A 19,456-nucleotide genomic window follows, 5' to 3' on the forward strand; every position below is an offset into this window, starting at 1 on the left:
GACAACGCATCTACCAGGGGCTTCTCTGCTTGTAGGTCAAGATCGAGAGCTTGCAACATGCTTGTGACCTGGCGCTTCAGGATGGAAATGGCTCACTGTCGTCAACGTCGTCGAAACTCATACAGCTCAATCTCCGTCGTAATCGATCGCGACGTCAGCGCGGCGGAAGTGATGTCGGACAGGAAATAAGGGCGACCTTTACGGGCCGACGATCATCAGAGTAACCATGCGCCCGGGCGATCACAGGAAGGAAACGGGTGAACGTCAGGCCAATTTCCGATGACCCGCAGGAGCGCCGCCGATTCGGCCGGTCCGGGCGCCTTGACAAATAGTCGGCCCGCTCGTTCTACTGAATTCGGCCGCCGGCCGATCTTCATAGGATTCGCTGTGCGCGAATTTCGGTGAACATACGCGGGCGCTATTCGTATCGCATTTCTCACCCCGAAGGAAACCATGCCCGATACGACCGTGGACCGATGTCCGGGATGACGGCCGGCCGGCGATCGAGCCTGTCCCGGAGCCTGTGGGGCGCGGCGGACTTCCGCAACCTCTGGCTGTCCCAGACCGTGAGCCTGACCGGCACCGGCATCACCCTGCTGGCCCTCCCGCTGGTGGCACTGTTCGCCCTCGACGCATCACCCACGCAGATCGGCCTCCTCTGGGCGGTCGAGTACCTGCCGATCCTGCTGGTCGGCCTCCCCGCGGGCGTCTGGGTGGACCGGCTGCCGCTGCGCGCGGTGATGGTCGGCGCCGACCTGTTGCGGGCGGTGGCGCTCCTCGCCGTGCCGATCGCGCTGGCATTAGACGTGCTGAGCATGCCGCTGCTCTACGTCGTCACGTTCCTGATCGGGCTGGGGACGCTCTTCTACGACGTCGCGCAGCTGTCGATCCTGCCGTCGCTGGTCGCCGAGGACCGTCTCATCGACGCCAACGGCAAGCTGGAGCTGTCCCGCTCGGCGTCCCAGATCGGCGGCCCGCCCGTCGGCGGTCTCATGGTGCAGCTGCTCACCGCCCCGCTCGCGGTGCTCGCCGACGTGGTCACGTACCTGGTGTCGGCGTACTACGTCCTGCGCGTCCGCAGGCCCGCGCCGGTGGACCGGCCGGTCGAGAGCGCCGGCCTCGTCCGGGACATCCGCGAGGGCATGCGCTTCGTCTTCGGTCACCCGCTGATGCGCCCGCTGCTGCTGTGCGCCACGCTCGCCGAGATCGGCTCCGCGGTCATCCAGGCCCTGCAGGTCGTCTACGCCGCCGAGGTGCACGCCATGGGCCCCGTGGCGATCGGGGTCGCGCTGGCCGCCGGCACCGGCGGCGGCGTGCTCGGGGCGCTCGTGGCGGAGCCGTTCGCGCTGCGTTTCGGCACCGGAACGGCCTTCCTGGTCTCGATCGTCGTGTTCACCGCCGGCTCGGCGATCCTGCCGATGTCCATCGGGCCCGTGACGTTCGCGACGGGGATGTTCGTCACGTACCTCGGCGCGTTCGTCTTCAACGTGCTGCAGGTCAGCCTCTGCCAGGCCGTCACACCGCCGCACCTGCTGGGGCGGATGAACTCGGTGTTCCGGTTCGCCACCTGGGGCGTCATCCCGCTGGGCGCCGCCGGCGGCGGGCTGCTGGCCGAGTACGCCGGGCTGCCGGGAGTGTTCTGGATGGCCGCCGGGCTCAACGCGCTGTCCCTCCTGCCGCTGTTGCTGTCCAGCATCCCGAAGCTGCGCGAGGTCGTCCACCACGGCGCGGAGCAGCCGGCCGCGGAGACCACGGCCGGCCCGTCCCGCGTCCACCCGGACGAACCCGAGGCGGACCGGCGGTAGCGAGATCAATCCGGCTCGGCCGAGCGCACGGCTGCCCGGCGCCGGTCCAGGCGAGCGCGCCCGGCACTGCGTCGTGCGGCCAGGCCGGGCTCGCCGGCATCGGAGTGCCCGTCGTCCGCGCCGCGTTCGTCCAGATACTTGGCCAGGTGCTGGATCGTCGGGTACTCGAAGAACGTCACGATCGACAGGTGGTGACCCCGTCCGGCGAGCTCCCGTTGCACCTCGGCCAGCAGCAGCGAGTGCCCGCCGATGTCGAAGAAGTTGTCGTCGAGCCCGACTCGTTCCAGCCGCAGCACGGTGCGCCAGGCCTCGGCGAGCCGCCGTTCCGTGTCGGTGCCGGGCGCCCGGAAGTCGGGATCGGGCTCGGCCGGCCCGGGAGCCGGCAGAGCGCGCTCGTCCACCTTCCCGTTCCGGTTGAGCGGCAACGAGTCCAGCAGCACGAAATCGGCGGGCATCATGTACCGCGGCAGGCGGTTGGCGAGGTGCTCACGCAACTGCTGCCGCAGCGCCGGCCGGTCCTCCGCCTCGAGGTAGGCGGTGAGACGCTTCTCCCCCGTCCCGTCGGTCGTGGCCAGCACCACCGCGTCGGTGACCGCGGGGTGCGCGCGCAGCGCCTCGACGATCTCGGCCGGTTCGATCCGGTAGCCGCGCAGCTTGATCTGGCGGTCCCGGCGGCCGAGGAAGGCGATCCGCCCGCTCGAGAGGTGCCGGGCCAGGTCGCCGCTGCGATACATCCGCGCCCCGGGGACACCGGAGAACGGGTCGGGGACGAACCGGTCCGCGGTGAGCTCCGCCGAGCCGTGGTAGCCGCGTGCGACGCCGACGCCGCCGATCCAGAGCTCACCGGTCGCCCCGGGCGGTACGGGTTGCCGCCACGCGTCCAGGATGTAGACGCTGACGCCGGTGATCGGGCGCCCGATGTCGGGCGGCCCGGGCACGGTCCCGGCGGGGGCGACGTACCCGGCCGTCGTGGTCGCCGTGGTCTCCGACGGGCCGTACTCGTTGAGCACCCGGAACGGCAGGCCGGCGGCCGGCCGGACCCGGAGCCGGTCACCGCCGGTGATCAGCACCCGGAGGGCCGGATCGGGCGGCCAGGTCAACGCCAGCACGCGTTCGGCCAGCGCCGTCGGCAGCTCGGTCACGGTGATCCCTTCGTCGACCAGCCACGAGCGCAGGCGCTCCGGGTCGAGCCGGGTCTCCTGGTCCGGCACGTACAGGGTCGCGCCGGAGGCCAGGGTGGGCCAGATGTCCGTCACGGAGGTGTCGAACCCCGGGGAGGCGACCTGGGCGATCCGGTCGGCCCGCCCGAGCCCACAGCGACGCGCACGCCAGGTGACCACGTTGGACAGCGACCGATGGCCGACCATGACGATCTTCGGCTGGCCGGTCGAACCGGAGGTCGCGATGAGATAGGCGAGGTCGTCGTGCGTGGTCGTGTCCGGCGGACCGGCGTCGGCCACCTCGGCGGCGTCCGGCAGCCGGTCCACCGACAGCCGTGCGAGATCACCGGGGAGCCGGTCGGCGATCGCACTGTGGGTGACGATGAGAACGGCGCCGGCGGCGGCGTACTGGCCCGCGAGGCGGGCCGGCGGGTTCTCCGGGTCCAGGGGCAGGTAGGCGGCCCCGGCGCAGAGCACGGCCAGCTCGGCGATCACCAGGTCCGCGCCACGTGGCAGGCAGACGCCCACCACCGTCCGGGGCCGGACACCGCGTGCGCGCAGGATGCCGGCGAGCGAGTCCGCTTGACGGATCAGCTCGGCGTAGCCGACCTCGCGGGCGCCGTCGCGAATGGCCGGAGCGTCCGGTGTCCTGCGAGCCTGCGCCCGGACCGCGTGATGGACGAGCGGGCCGACGTCGGCAGGAGGATGGCGTTCTGGGTTCCAGTCGTTCAGCACCAGGTCGCGATCCCGCGGGCTGAGCACGGCCAGCCGGAACAGCGGCGCCGCCGGCCTGGCGATCGCGTCGGCCAGCAGCCGCACGTAACCGTCGGCCATCCGCTGGACGGTCGCGTCGTCGAACAGGTCGGCGACGTACTCCCAGAGCATGGTGATCCGGCCGTCGGCCGGTTCGGCGTCACGGGGGATCACCACGACGTTCAGGTCCGTCTTCGCCCCGCCGTTCCCGTGCTCGACGACCGTCCCGGTCGCTCCGGCGAGGTCGAGGTCCTGGATCGTGGAGTCGTCGACGCTGAAGAGGACGTCGGTCAGCGGGTTGCGGCCCGGCTCCCGGCCGGGGTTGAGCGCCCTCACCAGCTCCGGGAACGGCAGCTCGTTCGCCGTCGCGTCCAGCACGGCGCTGTGCACCTTCCCGGCCAGGTCGGCGAAGCCCAGCGTGGCGTCGACGTCGCACCGCAGCGGCACCGTGTTGGCGAACATGCCGAGCAGGTCCTCGGTCAGGGGCGCCTGCCGGCCGGTGGACGCGGACCCGACGCAGATGTCCCGCTGCCCGGTGTAGCGGTGCAGAAGCGCGTAGAACGCCGCGAGCATGGCGCTGGACGACGTCACCCGGTGGGATCGGCAGAACGAGCGCAGCCGGGCCGGCAGCTCTGGTGGCAGGTCGACCCGCAGGGTCTTCCCGCGGAAGCTCTGGATCGCGGGCCTCGGGTGGTCGATCGGCAACTCCAGGAGGGGCGGAAGGTCGCCGAGCCGGTCCTGCCAGTACGTGAGCCGCGCCCGCATGGGCGTGGTCTGCAGCGCCGAGCGTTGCCGGAGTGCGAAGTCCCGGTACTGGAGGGGCGGTTCGGCCAACGGCGACCCGGCGCCTTCGGCGAACGCGTTGTACAGCGTCTCGAACTCGCGCAGCAACAGCGAGAAGGATCGCCGGTCGCGCAGCAGGTGGTTCTCCACCACGACGAGTGCGTGCTCCTTCGCCGACAGCCGCACCACGGTCCAGCGAATCAGCGGCAGGCGTTCGAGGCCGAAGGGCCGGTGCAGCTCTCGGGCCACGATCTCGTCCAGCAGTTCGTGCTGTCCCTCGCGGGTGTCGCTGACGTCGAGCCGCCTGGCCCGGACCGGTTGCGGCGGGTGCACCACCTGGCGCGGCTTACCGCCGATCTCCGGGTACGTGGTGCGCAGGATCTCGTGCCGCCGGCTGATCTCCGTGATGACACGATCGAGCCGGTCGAGGTCGAAGGCGCCGGCGACCCGGATCGTCGAATGCGCGTGGTGGGCGATGCTGTCCGGAGCGAGCCGATGCAGGAACCAGACCTGTTCCTGCTGGAGCGACAGGGGGATGTCGGTCGCCATTGGCACGGCACTGGCATGGACGTCAGAATCTCGCTGGGTCAACGTGCATTCCTCCATAGGCTCCGTTCACTATTCCGGCCGCGAATTCAAGGCCCGGACATTCCCGGCGGAAGTCTCATCGACGCGTCGAGCCGGTGGCCGGGGACGTCATGGGAGCGCGGCCCAACGTCTGGAGCCCGATCAGGTCGTCGGGGGCGGCGTCGGGACTGTCGTCGACGAGCCGGGGCAGCCCGGAGCACAGGGCCACCACCGCCAGCGCCATGACAGCCACCGCGAACAGCGCGTACAGCGGCGCGATCCCCTGCCCCGGCCCGGACAGCGTCGACGCCGCGACCAGAGCGAAGCCGATCGGCACCGCCGACCACGAGATCATCGTGTGGAGCGCGAGCACCCGGCCGTGAAACCGCTGCGGCACCTTGACCTCCACGATCGCGGCCCGGATCCCGTTGAGCACCCTCAGCGACAGCGACAGGCCGAACACGCCGGCGCCGATCGTCACCAGGTCCGCCCGCAGGCCGGTCACCAGGCAGAACGCGCCCAGGCAGAGCGCGCACAGCAGCACGACGCGCATCCGTCGCCGCGGCGGGCCGCCCCACAGCGTCGTGACGAGGGCGCCGGACGCGCCCGCCAGTCCCGAGCCGAGCAGGATCCAGCCGAGGTCGACGAGCGTCCCGGCGGCGAGAACCAGCGGTGGGATCAGCAGCAACAGCGGCGACAGGAAGACGTTGAGCACCGCGCAGAAGATCAGCATCCGGCGGAGCCGGGGCTCGTCCCACACGTACCGGAACCCGGCCTTGAGCTCGGCCGTCACCGGCTCCCCTCGCCGCAACGCCAGAGGCCGCGGGAACCGGACCAGGAGCGTAACGGCGATCGCGACCGCGTGGCTCAGCACGGCGAGGACGGCGATGCCCTCCAGCCCCGCGACGGCCAGGAGCCCGGCGGCGGCGACCGGCACGATCAGCCGGCTCGCCCCCGTGGCCAGCTGGACGACACCGGTGGCGTGGCCGAGGTACCGCTGGGGGACGAGCTGCGGCACGGCGGAGTCGTGGGCGAGCCGCTGGAACGTGAGCGCGGCCGACAGGAGCGCGAGCAGCGGATAGGCGTGCCAGCTCTGCAGGTTCCCGGTCCACAGCAGCAGGCCGAGCAGCGAGTGGACCGCGCCCGCGCCGGCGGTGGCCACGAGCGTGATCGTGCGACGGCTGCGGCGATCCGCCACGGCGCCGGCCGCCGGCGCGACGAGCAGCCCGGGCACCACCCCGGCGACGGCGGACAGGGCGAACTGGACGAGTGAGCCGGTGAGGAGGTAGAGCCAGATCGGGATCGCGACCGCGACCAGCATCGAGGCGCTGATCGAGAAGAGCTGCCCCGACGCCACCGCGAGGAACCGGCGCATCCCTGGCCGGGGCCCGTGGGGCGGGTCCGGCGGCCCCGCGTGCGAGACGTCGAGCAGCCGCCACCCGTCCCCGCCGACCGGCTCGCCGGTGGACAGGGCCGGATGGGTGGTCGTCACGATCTCGGCGAGCTCGGCGGCGCGGTGTTTCTGGAAGAAGTGGCCCGCCTCGTCGAGCAGCACCACGGCGGTGGTGTCGCTGAGGAAGTGCCACTCGCGGAAGCGCTCCTCGTAGTGCTCGGACGCCGGGTCGTGCTCCCCGGCCACGCTGATGATGGGCGCCCGCAGCCGTTCCACCGGGGTGTCGAACAGCTCCGTGAAGTAGTCCTCCGCCGCTCGGGTGTCGCGGCGGGTGTTGCGCATGATGCGCCGCGCCTGCGCGGGGCCGATGTCGCTCAGGTCGAGCCCGAGCGAGGTCAGCCCGTCCGCGTAGGAGCGGTCGCCGCGCCACGCGTCCGGATGCGTGAGCCGGCCCAGCGCGGCGGGCAGGCCGAGGTTCGGCCGGGCGAAGGGGAAGATCGCGCCGATGTAGACCGCTTCTGGGACGCGGCCTGCCGCCTCCAGCCTCCTGGCGATCTCCACGACGAGTGCCGAGCCGACGCCGCAGTGCCCGTACAGCGCGATCGGCCCGGCGATCCTCTCCTGGATCTCCCGCACGCACCGCTCGGCGACGTCCTCCAGCGGCGCGTGCCGCTCGTCGATCCCGACGTCGTGGCCGGGGATGGCGACCGACCACAGCGCGTGCGGGGCCGGCAGCGCGTCCGCCAGCGGCTTGTAGACCATCGCGCCGCCACCGCCGTACGGAACGGCGACGTAGCTGAGCTCGGGCTCGGCCGCCGGCTCCGGGGTCAGCCGGTGGAGGATCCCGCGCGCCGCCGTCGTGCTCCCGTCGAGCAGGGCGGCGAGCCGCCGGATCGTCGGGTGGGTGAACAGGTCCATCACGGCGATCCCGGCGCCACCCGGCACCGAGCGCCGCAGCCGTTCCACCACCTTGATCGCGAGGAGGGAGTGGCCGCCCAGGTCGAAGAAGTCGTCGTCGATCCCGGCGTCGGCCCGCTCGAGCACGTCCGCCCACACCGCGTGGATCGCCCGCTCCAGGCCGGTGCGCGGCGGCGTCCGCCCGGCGTCCCGGCCGGCGGGCGCCTCAGGGGCGGGCAGCCGTCCGCGGTCCACCTTGCCGTTCGCGGTCAGCGGCAGCCGGGGCAGCGTGACGAACGAGCTGGGGACCATGTACGCCGGTAACGCCGCGGCGAGGTGCGACCGCAGCCGCGCGGGGTCGGGCACGGGGCCGGGTCCGGATCCGGGCACGACATACGCGACGAGCTGGGCGAGGCTGCCGCTCCCGTGCGTGGTCACCACGCACTCGGCGACCTCGGGATGGCGGGTCAGATGCGCCTCGATCTCGCCGAGCTCGATCCGGTAACCGCGGATCTTGACCTGGGCGTCGGCCCGGCCGAGGAACTCGATCACCCCGTCGGGCCCGTACCGGCCGAGGTCGCCGGTCCGGTAGAGGCGGGCGCCGGTGCGCGGATGCGTGACGAACGCCGCCGCGGTCCGCTCCGGGTCCTTCCAGTAGCCGGCCGCCACTCCGGCGCCCCCGATGTACAGCTCGCCGGGCACTCCGGCCGGGACGTCGCACATCCCGGGGTCGAGGATGTGGAACCGCTGGTTGGCCAGCGGGCGGCCGTACGGGATCGAGGTCCACGACGGGTCGACGTGCCCGATCGGATGAAAGATCGACCAGATCGACCCCTCGGTCGCCCCGCCGAGGCTGACGATCTCGGCGGACGGGGCGAGCGCGCGGATGCGGTCGGGCAGCGTCGGCGGGATCCAGTCGCCGGACATCAGGACGAGCCGCAGCGAGCCGAGGTCGGCGCCGTCCCGCTCGGCGTGCTCGACCAGCAGTTCCATCAGCGCGGGCACCGAGTTCCACACGGTGATCCGCTGCTCCGCGACGATCCGGGCCCACGCCGCCGGGTCCTTGTCCTCCGCGGCCCGTCCCATGACCAGCGTGGCACCGGCGGCCAGCGTGCCGTAGACGTCGTAGACCGACAGGTCGAAGCTGAGCGCGGACAGCGCGAACACCCGGTCGCCGGACCCCACCCGGAACCGTCCGGTGATGTCGCGGACGGTGTTCAGCGCGGCCTTGTGCTCGATCATCACGCCTTTCGGCGTGCCGGTCGAGCCCGAGGTGAAGATCACGTAAGCGAGGTCGCCCGGCTCGGCGGGGCAGGCCGGCGGCGGGCCGCCCGACACCTCGGTGACGGGCAGCGTCGCCAGCCCGTCCGGCCAGGTTAGCCGCGAGCACAGCGCCGGCTGGGTGAGTGCCACGGTGCAGCCGCCGCGCGCGATGAGCTCGTTTCGGCGGCGCTCGGGCAGGTCGGCGTCGACGGGCAGGTAGGCGGCGCCGGCCTTGTTGATCGCCAGCACGGCGACGACCTGCTCCCATCCGCGCTCCATCACGACGGCCACCAGGTCGCCCCTCGTCACCCCGGAGGCGATCAGCCGCGCCGCGAGGTGGCCGGCCCTCCGGTCGATCTCGGCGTGCGAGAGCTGACCGCCGGGGTGGAGCACGGCCGGGTGGTCGGGCGTCCTGCGCGCCTGCGCCTCGACCGGGGCGTGCAGGCACTGGTCGGCGCCGAGGTCGGCGCTGGTGTCGTTCCAGTGCGCGCGCTGCGCGCGCTCGTCGTCCGTGAGCAGCTCGTGGCGTGAGATCGGGGCGTGCGGGTCCGCGGCGAGGCCATCCAGGAGGACGCGGAAGTGGTCGCCCATGCGGGCGATCGAGTCCGCGTTGAACAGCGCGGTGTTGTAGATCATCATGAAGCCGCCGTCGCCGGCGGTGTGGAGCTCGAGGTCGAACCGGGTCACGCGGTGCGACAGGGCGACGTCCGCGGTGGCGGTGAGCGACGGGGTGCTCGGCAGGGCCGACTCGTAGCTCTGCAGGGAGAAGACCACCTGGAACAGCGGCGAACGTGACACCTCACGCGGCACGTTCAGCTCGGTGACCAGGCGCTCGAACGGCAGGTCCTGGTGGGTGTACGCGTGCCCGGCGGTGGCGCGGACCCGCTGCAGCAGCTCGGCGAACGTCGGGTCGCCCGACAGGTCGATCCGCATCGTCACCATGTTGACGAAGCAGCCGACGAGGTCGTCGAGCTCGGGCACCGGCCGGCCGGCCGTCGGCGACCCGATCGTGACGTCGTCCTGCCGCGCCCGGCGGCCCAGCAGGACCGCGAACGCCGCGAGCAGCACCATGTACGGGGTGGCCCGGTGCTTGCGTCCGAGTCTGAACAGCTCGTTGAGCCCGCTCGGCGCCACCGAGAACTCGTGCGCGGCGCCGGTGTAGGTCGGTACCGGCGGCCGCTGCCGGTCGGTCGGCAGCTCGAGCGGCGTGACGCCGGCGAGCTGCTCGCGCCAGTACGCCACGTCACGCTCGGTGCCGGGCCGGGCGCGTTGCCACGCGGCGAAGTCGCGGTAGCGCACCGGCAGGTCCGGCAGCGGATCGCCGGCGAGGCAGGCCAGCACCTCGCCGAGGAGGAGCTCGGTGGACCAGCCGTCCGCCGCGATGTGGTGCACCGCGAGCGCGAACACGTGCTCGTCGGGGGCGATCCCGATCAGCATCGCCCGCGCCACGGGGCCGGTGGCGAGGTCGAACGGCTCGGCCATGAAGGCGTCGACGAGCGCCCCCGCCTCGTCGCCGGACGCCGCCTCCGCGGTGGTGAGCGGGATCACGCCGTCATCGTCGACGACGATGACGGGCCGGCCGTCCCCGGTCGCGGGGAAGCGGGTCCGCAACGGCTCGTGCCGGGCCGCGACCCGGTTCAACGCCGCGGCGAGCGCGGCCGGGTCGACCGCGCCGCGCAGCCGCCAGGCCTCCGGGATCGTGTACGCCGTCGTGCCCGGCGCGTACGCGTCCATGAACCAGAGGCGTTCCTGGGCGAACGACATCACGGGTTCCCCGTCGGGTACGACGGGGAACGTCGTCGGCGTCGCAGGCAGGTCGGTCAGGTCGCTCACAGGACGTCCTCCGGAGGTCATCTGAGCCGTCCGCCGGACGCGTCCGGCGCGGCCGGGGGTTCGAGGTCCGCGACCGCGGGAGGCGGGCCGGCCCCTTCCCCCGCATCGGATCCGCTCACCAGCGCGGCGAGCTCGCGGACCGTGGCGTGGTCGAAGACATCCATGATCGTGAGTTGCGGGACGTCCGGGCCCAGTGCCGGACCCAGCAGGGCCAGCATGCGCGTCGCGTGCAGGGAGTGGCCGCCGAGATCGAAGAAGTCGTCGTCGACGCCCACGCGCTCCACGCGGAGCACCTCGCGCCATACGTCGGCGATCGTCTGCTCGACCGGTGTACGGGGATCGGCCGCCACCCGGTCCGCGTCCGGTCCGGGCACAGGCTCCGGTGCGTCCGGCGCCACGGGTGCCGCGACGGGCGTGGGGGCGTCCACCGCGAACCGCTCACGCTGGAACGGGTACGTGGGCAGCGGGACGCGCCGGGGCGGCCGGCCGGTATGCAGCGCGGACCAGCGCACGGACACCCCGGCCTGCCACAACGCCCCGGTGGCGCGGAGCGACTCGGCGGCGCTCCCGGCTCCTTCGGGCGCGTCCGGCAGGCTCCGCACGATCGTGCGGCGCGGTCCGCAGCCAGGGTGCTGCCGCGCCAGGCTCCCGAGCGCACTGCCGGGGCCGACCTCCAGCAGGATCCGGGTGGGGTCGGCGAGCAGGGTCCGCAAGGCGTCGGAGAACCGGATGGTGTCGCGCAGGTGACCGGCCCAGTAGGCCGGGTCGCACGCGTCGCGCGCGGCGACCGGCGCACCGGTCCGGTCGGAGATCCACGGCAGCCGCGGCGCGCTCAGCCGCACGGACGCCACGGCCTCGGCGTACTCGTCGGCGAGCATGGACAGCGGCGCCGTGGCGGTTTCGGGTGCGCGGTCCAGGAGCCGCCCGTGCGTGAGCACCAGTGACAGTGCGTCGGCCCTGGTCAGCACCCCGGCCGAGACGGCGGCGGCGTACGCGCCGAGGCCGTGCCCGAGGACGGCGTGCGGGCCGACCCCACGGGATTCCCACAGCTCGGCCATGGCGTGCTCCACGGCGAAGAGCGCGGGCAGGCCCACCGCCATCGTGGTAAGCCGCGCCTCCGCCTCGGCCTCGGCGCCGGGCTCCGGGTACAGCACCTGCCGCAGGTCCAGCCCGAGGTCCGCACCGGCCCGGGCGGCGCAGTCGTCGATGGCCGCGCGGAAGACCGGCTCCTGCGCATACAGCTCGCGTGCCATGCCCACGTGCGCACTGCCTTGCCCGGGGAAGAGGAACGCGACCTGCGGCGTACCCGCCACAGGGTTCTCTGTGACCGGCGGCCGCTCGGCCAGGCCGGCCAGGGCTCGGATGGCTTCGTCGCGGTCGCGGCACACCACGAAGGCCCGGTGGGCGAACGCGGCACGCCCGGTCTGCAGAGTCCATGCCGCGTCGGCGAGGGCGACCGTGTCACGATCGAGCCGGGCGCGCAGCCGCGCAGCCGACTCGGCGAGCGCTCGAGCGGTACGCGCCGACAACGGCAGCAGGTGGTGGCGGTCGTCGCCGGGCGGCAGGTCCACGGCGGACGCCTCCTCCACGAGGAGGTGGGCGTTCGTCCCGCCGATCCCGGTGGAGTTGACCCCGGCCCGGCGGGGACGGTCACCCCGGGGCCACGGCGTCACCTCGTTCGTCACCACGAACGGGCCGGCCGGGAGACCGAGGTGCGGGTTGGGGCGGCGGAAGTGCGCCGTGCCCGGAATGAGGCCGTGGCGCAGCGACAGCACCACCTTGATGAGGCCGATCACGCCCGCTGCGGTGTCGGTGTGGCCGATGTTCGACTTGACGGAGCCGAGCACGCACCGCTGGGGCGTACCCGGCCCGAACGCCTCCGACAGCGCGCGGACCTCGATCGTGTCGCCGATCGCGGTGCCGGTGCCGTGCGCCTCGACGTACCCGATCGTCTCCGGGGAGACGCCGGCGAGCAGGTGCGCGGAGCGGATCGCGGCCACCTGCCCTGCCACGCTCGGCGCGGTGAAGCCGATCTTGCCGGAGCCGTCGTTGCTGAGCGCCCACCCCCGGAGTACGGCGTCGACGTGATCCCCGTCGGCGAGCGCGTCGGGCAGCCGCTTGAGCACGACGATTCCCGCCCCGTCGGCGCCGACCATCCCGTCGGCGTCCGCGTCGAACGGCCGGCAGCAGCCCTCCGGTGAGAGCAGGTCGTCATCCTCCTCGGCGCCTGAGACGCCACGCAACGTGACCCCACCTGCCAGGGCCAGGTCGCACTCGCCGGTGAGCAGGGCCTGGCTTGCCAGGTGAACGGCGACGAGAGAGGTGGAGCAGCCGGTGTGCACGGTGACGGCCGGGCCCCGCAGGTTCAGCTTGTACGCCACCTGGCCGGTGAGGAAGTCCCGGCTGCCGGCGAGCCGGAGCCGGCCGTCCGTCAGGTCCGGGAACAGCTGCCGGTGCGAGCGCACGAGGGCGAGGTGGTCCGTCTCGCCGCTCCCGGCGTACACGCCGATGGCGCCCGGGTAGGTGTGGGGGTCGTAACCGGCGTGCTCCAGGGCCTCCCAGGCGCACTCCAGGAACACCCGATTCTGCGGGTCGAGCGCCGGCGCTTCCTGCGGCGAGACCCCGAAGAACGCGGCGTCGAACCATTCGGTGCCGTCGACCACCCCGTACGCGCGCCCGGAGCCGAGGCGAGTGGTCAGATCGCGGCCGGCGACGAGCGCGGCCCAGAATTCGTCGAGGTCCGCGACACCGGGTATCCGGGCGGCCATTCCGATGACGGCCACGGCGCTCTGCATGTCCTCGTCGGTTTCTGCGATGCCGGTCATGTCCTCTTCACCTCGGAGACATGACCGGACCGGCGATTGGTTTGATTTACAAGGGTAATCCGCGTGCCAATGAGGCGCTTTTGCTCCATTGATCGACGAGTATTATTTCGGGGATTGAATAGGCGGTTAATCACTCACAAACGCGACACATATACATGCCGTCGTTGAATCGGCTGACCACGCCACCACCCGCTACTTGAACTCGCCGTTGATGCCGGGCAGGGCGAGCGTGGTCCGGGAGGAGGATTTCCCGTAGTCGGCCACGAGCCGGGACCGGCCGGTGGTCACGTCGACGGCGTAGGCGTATCGCCCTCTGAGGTCGGCGGCGATGACCGTGACCTCCTTCGGGTTGAGCCACACGCCGGTCCCGTCGATGGCGCTGCCCTTCGGCAGGCCGCGCACGGGCACCGGCCGCAGGGTCCGCCCGGTCCTGGCGTCGAGCACGGTGAGTTCGCGCGAGCCGGACTGTGAGTGGCGTACGGCGACGACCGTGCGGTCGTCAGGCGCGAGCTCGCTGAACATGATGAACACTCCGTCGAACCGCACCGGCCGGCCGCCCCCGGTGACCGGCATCAACCACAGGTCGGTCTTGCGGTAGCGGACCAGCGAGGCGACGCCGTCCTTGACGCCGACCACCTCGTACACGCCCGGGAGCTGCGTGGTCCTGCCGGTGCGCAGGTCGATGAGCAGCCCGGGGTCCTTGCTTCCCTCGCGCGGGTCGAACGCCAGGTAGCGGCCGTCGTCGGAGATCGCCAGCGTCGAGCCGATGCCGATCCGGCTCTCCGGGATCGGCACGGGCGAGGTCAGCTCCCCGCCGTCGACCAGGTCGCGGACCACGTGCGTGCCGGCGTCGTGGCTGTAGTAGGCCACCTTCCGCCCGTCCCTGCTGATCGCGACGGGGACCCGGGTGGCGCCGCGGACCGCCGTGAGCGCGTCCGGCAGCGCGTACGTCCTGCCGTCGCGGGTGACCACCCGCCACTCCACGGCCGAGCAGTCCGGGCCGCGGTCCTCCTTGTCAAGCTCGCAGGGTGTCTGGTAGGCGTGGGCGGCGGGTCCCACTCGGCCCGTGGGCAGGTCGGGCACGGTCACCCGCTCCTGGGTGGCCGCCGTGTCGACGCCGCCCGGCCAGAGCTCGATCGTGCCCATCGTGGCGACGACCCCCAGCGCCGCGGCCAACGCCACGGTGCCCGCCGCCAGCCTCGCCCGTCGCCCGCGCCGGTAGCCGGCCATGGCGGCGTCCGCCAGGCTCACCGGCGGAGCCTCCTCCGCCAGGCCGTCCAGTGCCTCACGCAACCTCGTCATCGGGCCACCTCCTCAAGGCGCGCCTCCACCAGGCCGGGGGCGAGCGCCCGCAGGCGGGCCAGCGCATGATGGGTCTGACTCTTCACATTGCCGATCGAACAGCCCAGCGCGTCGGCGGTCTGCGCCTCGGTCAGGTCCGCCCAGAAGCGCAACACGATCACGGCCCGCTGCTTGCGGGTCAATTCGGCCAGCGCCCGGCGCAGCATGACCCGGTCGAGCACCGCCTCGTCATAGGACACGCCCGTCTCGGGCGGGCTGGCGCTCGCCACCTCGGGCCGTGCCCGGCGCGTCCAGGAGATGTACTGGTTGACCAGCGCTTTCCGGGTGTATGCCTCGGGGTTGCCCTCCCGGGACAGCTTGGGCCAGTGCCTGGCTACCTTGGCCAGCACACTCTGGAGCAGGTCTTCCGCGAGGTGCGCGTCCCCGATGAGCAGGTACGCCGTGCGCATCAGCGCTTGCTGGCGGGCCAGCACGAACTCGTGGAAGCCTTCATGACGGTTCAATGGGCTCTCCTCTCAACCGTTGCCAACGCCACCGGCGCGGCGAAAGGTTGCAGGCGGAGGATCGGCCGGCCCGTGTCGGGGAGATGGCTCAGCTCGTGGCGACGAGGGGACGAACCCTGGCGCACAACGCGGAAGGCGCAAACTTTCCCGGCTGACCGCACATCCAACGCTCCGTGGAAATACTGATCGACGGGGATCCTCAGTACCTGGGGACGTACTGGCTGGCCGGGCGGCTCGGGGCGGGCGGCCAGGGGGTCGTCTACGAGGGGTACGCGGAGGACGGCGCCCGCGTCGCGATCAAGGTGCTGCACAGCGACCAGGACGCCGGCCAGCTCGCCAAGGAGGCCGCGGCGGCCCAGCGGGTGGCGTCGTTCTGCACGGCGCGGGTGATCGAGGCCCGGCTGGACGGGGCCAGGCCGTACATCGTCAGCGAGTACGTCGCGGGACCGAGCCTGCGCGCCGCCGTCACCGAGGGACGCCGCTTCTCCGGCGGTGACCTGCACCGGCTGGCGACGGCGGTCGCGACCGCGCTGACCGCGATCCACGACGCCGGGGTGATCCACCGCGACCTCAAGCCCGACAACGTGCTGCTGGGCCCGGACGGCCCGCGCGTGATCGACTTCGGCATCGCCAGGACGGCCGAGATGTCGCTGACCGCGACCGGCCTGGTCCGGGGCACGCCGACGTACATGGCGCCGGAGGTGTTCACCGGCGACCGGGCGGGGATGCCCGCCGACGTGTTCGCGTGGGGCGCGATCATGCTGTACGCGGCGACCGGCAAGGACCCGTTCGAGGCCGCCACCCTGGGCGCCGTCATGCACCGGGTGCTGTCGTCCATCCCGGACCTGGGGGTGCTGCCCGAGTCGCTGCGCCCGCTGGTCGAGGCGGCGCTCAGTAAGGAGCCGCTGCACCGGCCGAGCGCCCGCGACCTGCTGCTCTCCCTGGTCAGCGGGGGGCCGGACCTGGGCCAGCTGCTCGCGCAGGGCGGCAGGGAGGCGGCCGGAGTGACCGGCGCCGCCGACCCCGGCCTCGGGGCGCTGGCCGAGGACGCGTACGGGATGCTCGCCCCGGAGGAGCGGGAGCTGGTGCCGGAGGTGTTCCTGCGGCTGGTCACGGTGGGTGAGAGCGGCGGACTGTCGGCGTGCCGGGCGGAGCTGGCCGAGCTGGTCGAGGGCAGGTCGCTGCCCGAGGTCTCGTCGGTGAACAGGATTCTGGAGGTGTTCGGGTACCTGCTGGGCCGGGACGGCGAGTCGGTCTGGCTGACCCGTCCCGCGCTGCCGCGCGCCTGGCCGCGCTACCGCCACTGGGTGGAGGCCAACCGGGACGGCCTGGCCGTGCACCGGGAGATCCTGACCGCGGCACGGCGCTGGGACCAGTCGGGCCGCAGGGACGGCGACCTGTTCCAGGGCTCGGCCCTGGAGAACGCCCTCCAGTGGGCGGCCACCGCCCGCAGGAACATCACCCTCTCCCCCACGGAACGCGACTTCCTGGAATCCGCCGCCGCACTGACCAGGCGCAGGGCCAGGCGCAGCCGCCTCGTCACGCTGAGCCTGGCGGGATTGCTGACGATCGCGCTGGTCGCGGGCGGCCTGGCGGTGCAGCAGGGCAGGCTGGCCGACGAGCGGGCGGCCCGCATCGCCGTCCAGCTCGGCAAGGCGGAGGCGGCGCGGCTGGCGCAGGTCGCGGACACGTACCGGCACAGCGATCCCCGCCTGGCCATGCACCTCAGCCTGGCCGCCTGGCGGCTGGACCGCACGCCGCGGACCAGGACGGCGCTGACGGCGTCGCTGGCGCAGCGCGAGGTGTCCATGTTCAGGGATCCGGCGACGGCGGGCGACACCCTTCGCGTGCTCAGCGCGGACGGCCGGACGATGGCCAGCGTGAGCGGCGACGCCGTACGGCTCTGGGACGTGACCACGGGCAGGCCCAAGGGCGGGATAGCCAAGCTGGGGCTCGGGGACGGCAGCCCGGCCGGCGCCGCGCTCTCCCCGACCGGCCGCTGGGTTCTGGTGGCCACCGGCACGCAGGCCGGGGTGTGGGAGCTGCGAACGGGCCGGCGGATCGCGACGTGGCGGTTCGACAAGGAACTCGGGCAAGGCGTGGACCTGCCGGTCAGCGTGGAGTACGGCAGCGTGGACAGGTACGCGGTGGTCCGCATCGACCGCGACGACTACCTGTGGGACGTGGAACGGAACCGCCGCGCCAGAACCGCCGACAAGCTCGGCCCGATGACGCCGACCGGGACGGCCGTCTACTCCTCCGCCTCCGTCTCGCCCACCCGGATCGACCGGCGGCGCGTCCCGGACCTCGCCACGCAGGCCACCCGCCGCGCGGCCGGCCGGTGCGACCTGTGCGGATGGCCGCTCGCCCTCACGCCGGACGGCCGCGGGCTGGCGCAGGCGGCGCCGGACGGCCTGGTGATCACGTCGGTCAGGGACGGCTCGGTCATGCACACGATCGGGGACCGCGGCACCCTCTGGAACCAGGGCGAGGTGACCTTCAGCGCCGACGGGCGGCTGCTCGCCACGGCCACCCGCGACGACATCCAGGTGTGGATGCGGGATGGCCACTTCCTGACCGAGGTGACGCTTCCTGAGGGCCTGTCGGACGAGGCCCTGGCCCCGGGCGCCATCCCCCAGGTCGCCTTCGACGGCCGCGTCCTGCGCTACCTCCTGGTGGACCGGGTCGTCACCGTGAGCCTCGCCGACGTGTCACTGGTCTCAGGGAGGACGTACTGGGCGAAGGCCGCGCTGACCCCGGGACGCCTGCTGAGGGTCGAGGCCGACGGCCGCGAAGAGATCCGCGTGATGACGCCCGGCGAGCCGGGCGAGATCCTTCAGCGCCGGACCGGCGAGGACGGGACGACCGCGCTCGCCCTCAGCCAGGACGGGCGGCTGGCGGCCGTCGGCGGCGCCCGGACGATCTCCGTGCTGGACGCGAACGCCCGGCGGGAGCTGGCCAGGCTGACCCCTGCCGCCTTCACCGCCACCGAACAGCTGGCGTTCAGCCCGGACGGCACGCGGCTGGCCACGGTGGTGGAGGGGCCGGAGCACGGCGCCGCCCGCACGTACTCGCTGGCGATGTGGGACTGGAAGGCCCGCCGCCTGCTGTGGTCACGCGACGTGCGGCGGGCCCAGGACGTGGAGTTCGCACCGGACGGCAGGACGCTGGCGGTCGCCACCGACGCCGAGCGCCTCTACGACGCCGCCTCCGGCCGGCCGATCGGCGGCCCGTTCGGCGGCGCGGGCCAGGGCATCACGCTCACCGACGCGGTCTTCACCCGGGACGGCCGGTCGCTGGCCGTCGTGGACTCGGGCGGGCGCCTGACCGTCTACGACGTGGCCACCCGCCGCCCGGCCGGGGAGGCGATCAGGGGGAACCTCAGCGGGCACGCGGTCAGATCGCCGCGCGAGGACGTCGTCGCGGCGGTCACGCGGGACGACCGGGTGCAGCTGTTCGACCTGGCGGGACGGGCGTCGCTGGGGGTGCTGGCCGACGCCAACCAGTACGGCGTGCAGGCCCTGGCCTTCGCCGCCGACGGTACGAAGGTGCTGGTGCTCGACGGTAACGGGACGGTGCGCGAGCAGCTCGTCGAGCCGGGCGCGGTCGCGGCGGCGGTGTGCGCCCGCGCCGGGAGCCCGTTGAGCAGGACGGAGTGGGCGCGTCACGTCACGGGTGCGCCCTATCACGAGACGTGCCCCCGGCCATGACGACGACGGGCCGGGCCCGGATATTCGGTGGCCGGCCCGCCCGCCGAGGACACAAGATGGTGCCCGTGACTCTGGCCACCCCCATGCTGAACACCGCTCGCCTGCGCCTGCGCCCCTTCGCCGACGCCGACGCCGACGCCCTCTTCGCGCTGCACAGCAACACCCACGTGATGCGCTACTGGGACTCCCCGCCGTGGACCGAACGGGCCCGCGCCGAGCGTTTCATCGCGATATGCCGGAAAATCGCGGACGAGGGCACCGGAGCCCGGGTGGCCATCGACCGTGTCTCCGACGGGGCCTTCGTCGGCTGGTGCGGCCTGACCGGATGGAACCCGGACTACCGCAGCGCGTCGCTGGGCTACTGCCTGGACGATGCGATGTGGGGCCACGGCTTCGCGACGGAGGCCGCGCACGCGTTGCTGCGGTGGGCGTTCGACACACTGGACCTGAATCGGGTCCAGGCCGAGGCCGACACGCGCAACGTGGCATCCGGCCGGGTTCTGGAGAAGATCGGATTCGTACGCGAAGGAACGCTGCGGGAAGACTGCATCGTCAACGGCGAGGTGTCCGACTCTTGGGTGTTCGGGTTGCTCAGGCGGGAGTGGCGCCCGTCAGCCGTCCCGGTTCCGGCCTCCTAGGGCCTGGCCGGGGAGGGCCGTCCC

8 protein-coding genes are annotated in these 19,456 nt (G+C 72.8%); 3 read left to right on the forward strand and 5 right to left on the reverse strand.

Annotated features, from left to right (window positions below; genetic code table 11):
- Window positions 1-476: 476 nt before the first annotated feature.
- A complete protein-coding gene (locus AB0G11_RS41210; RefSeq protein WP_357592218.1) occupies window positions 477-1,805 on the forward strand; it encodes an MFS transporter in 1,329 nt (442 codons plus the stop codon).
- Window positions 1,806-1,810: 5 nt separating this feature from the next.
- Here the strand turns inward: AB0G11_RS41210 and AB0G11_RS41215 are convergent, their stop codons facing one another.
- The 5 genes from AB0G11_RS41215 to AB0G11_RS41235 all read right to left on the reverse strand — a co-directional run bounded on the left by AB0G11_RS41215 (window position 1,811) and on the right by AB0G11_RS41235 (window position 15,084).
- Window positions 1,811-5,050 carry an amino acid adenylation domain-containing protein gene (locus AB0G11_RS41215; RefSeq protein WP_357592220.1) on the reverse strand — a complete coding sequence of 1,080 codons (3,240 nt, stop codon included), beginning with the start codon at window positions 5,048-5,050 and terminating at the stop codon, window positions 1,811-1,813.
- Between the two features lie 115 nt (window positions 5,051-5,165).
- Window positions 5,166-10,454, reverse strand: coding sequence for an amino acid adenylation domain-containing protein (locus tag AB0G11_RS41220; RefSeq protein ID WP_357592222.1), 5,289 nt, complete (start codon window positions 10,452-10,454; stop codon window positions 5,166-5,168).
- A gap of 17 nt (window positions 10,455-10,471) precedes the next feature.
- The gene (locus AB0G11_RS41225) at window positions 10,472-13,279 is read right to left on the reverse strand and encodes a beta-ketoacyl synthase N-terminal-like domain-containing protein (RefSeq protein ID WP_357592224.1); all 2,808 of its coding nucleotides are present in this window, start codon (window positions 13,277-13,279) and stop codon (window positions 10,472-10,474) included.
- A gap of 192 nt (window positions 13,280-13,471) precedes the next feature.
- Window positions 13,472-14,581: a hypothetical protein gene (locus AB0G11_RS41230; protein WP_357592226.1), complete on the reverse strand. Its 1,110-nt coding sequence runs from the start codon at window positions 14,579-14,581 to the stop codon at window positions 13,472-13,474.
- The gene (locus AB0G11_RS41235; RefSeq protein ID WP_357592228.1) at window positions 14,578-15,084 is read right to left on the reverse strand and encodes a SigE family RNA polymerase sigma factor; all 507 of its coding nucleotides are present in this window, start codon (window positions 15,082-15,084) and stop codon (window positions 14,578-14,580) included. The genes AB0G11_RS41230 and AB0G11_RS41235 overlap by 4 nt, the downstream gene beginning before the upstream one ends.
- Before the next feature lie 173 nt (window positions 15,085-15,257).
- Between AB0G11_RS41235 and AB0G11_RS41240 the strand changes: the two genes are divergently transcribed.
- On the forward strand, window positions 15,258-18,794 hold the full coding sequence (locus AB0G11_RS41240; RefSeq protein ID WP_357592229.1) for a serine/threonine-protein kinase: 3,537 nt from the start codon (window positions 15,258-15,260) through the stop codon (window positions 18,792-18,794).
- Between the two features lie 65 nt (window positions 18,795-18,859).
- Window positions 18,860-19,432, forward strand: a complete 573-nt coding sequence (locus tag AB0G11_RS41245) for a GNAT family protein (RefSeq protein WP_219519120.1) — start codon at window positions 18,860-18,862, stop codon at window positions 19,430-19,432.
- Window positions 19,433-19,456: the final 24 nt, after the last annotated feature.

The organism is Nonomuraea sp. NPDC023979 (assembly GCF_040639085.1).
GTDB lineage: Bacteria > Actinomycetota > Actinomycetes > Streptosporangiales > Streptosporangiaceae > Nonomuraea > Nonomuraea ceibae.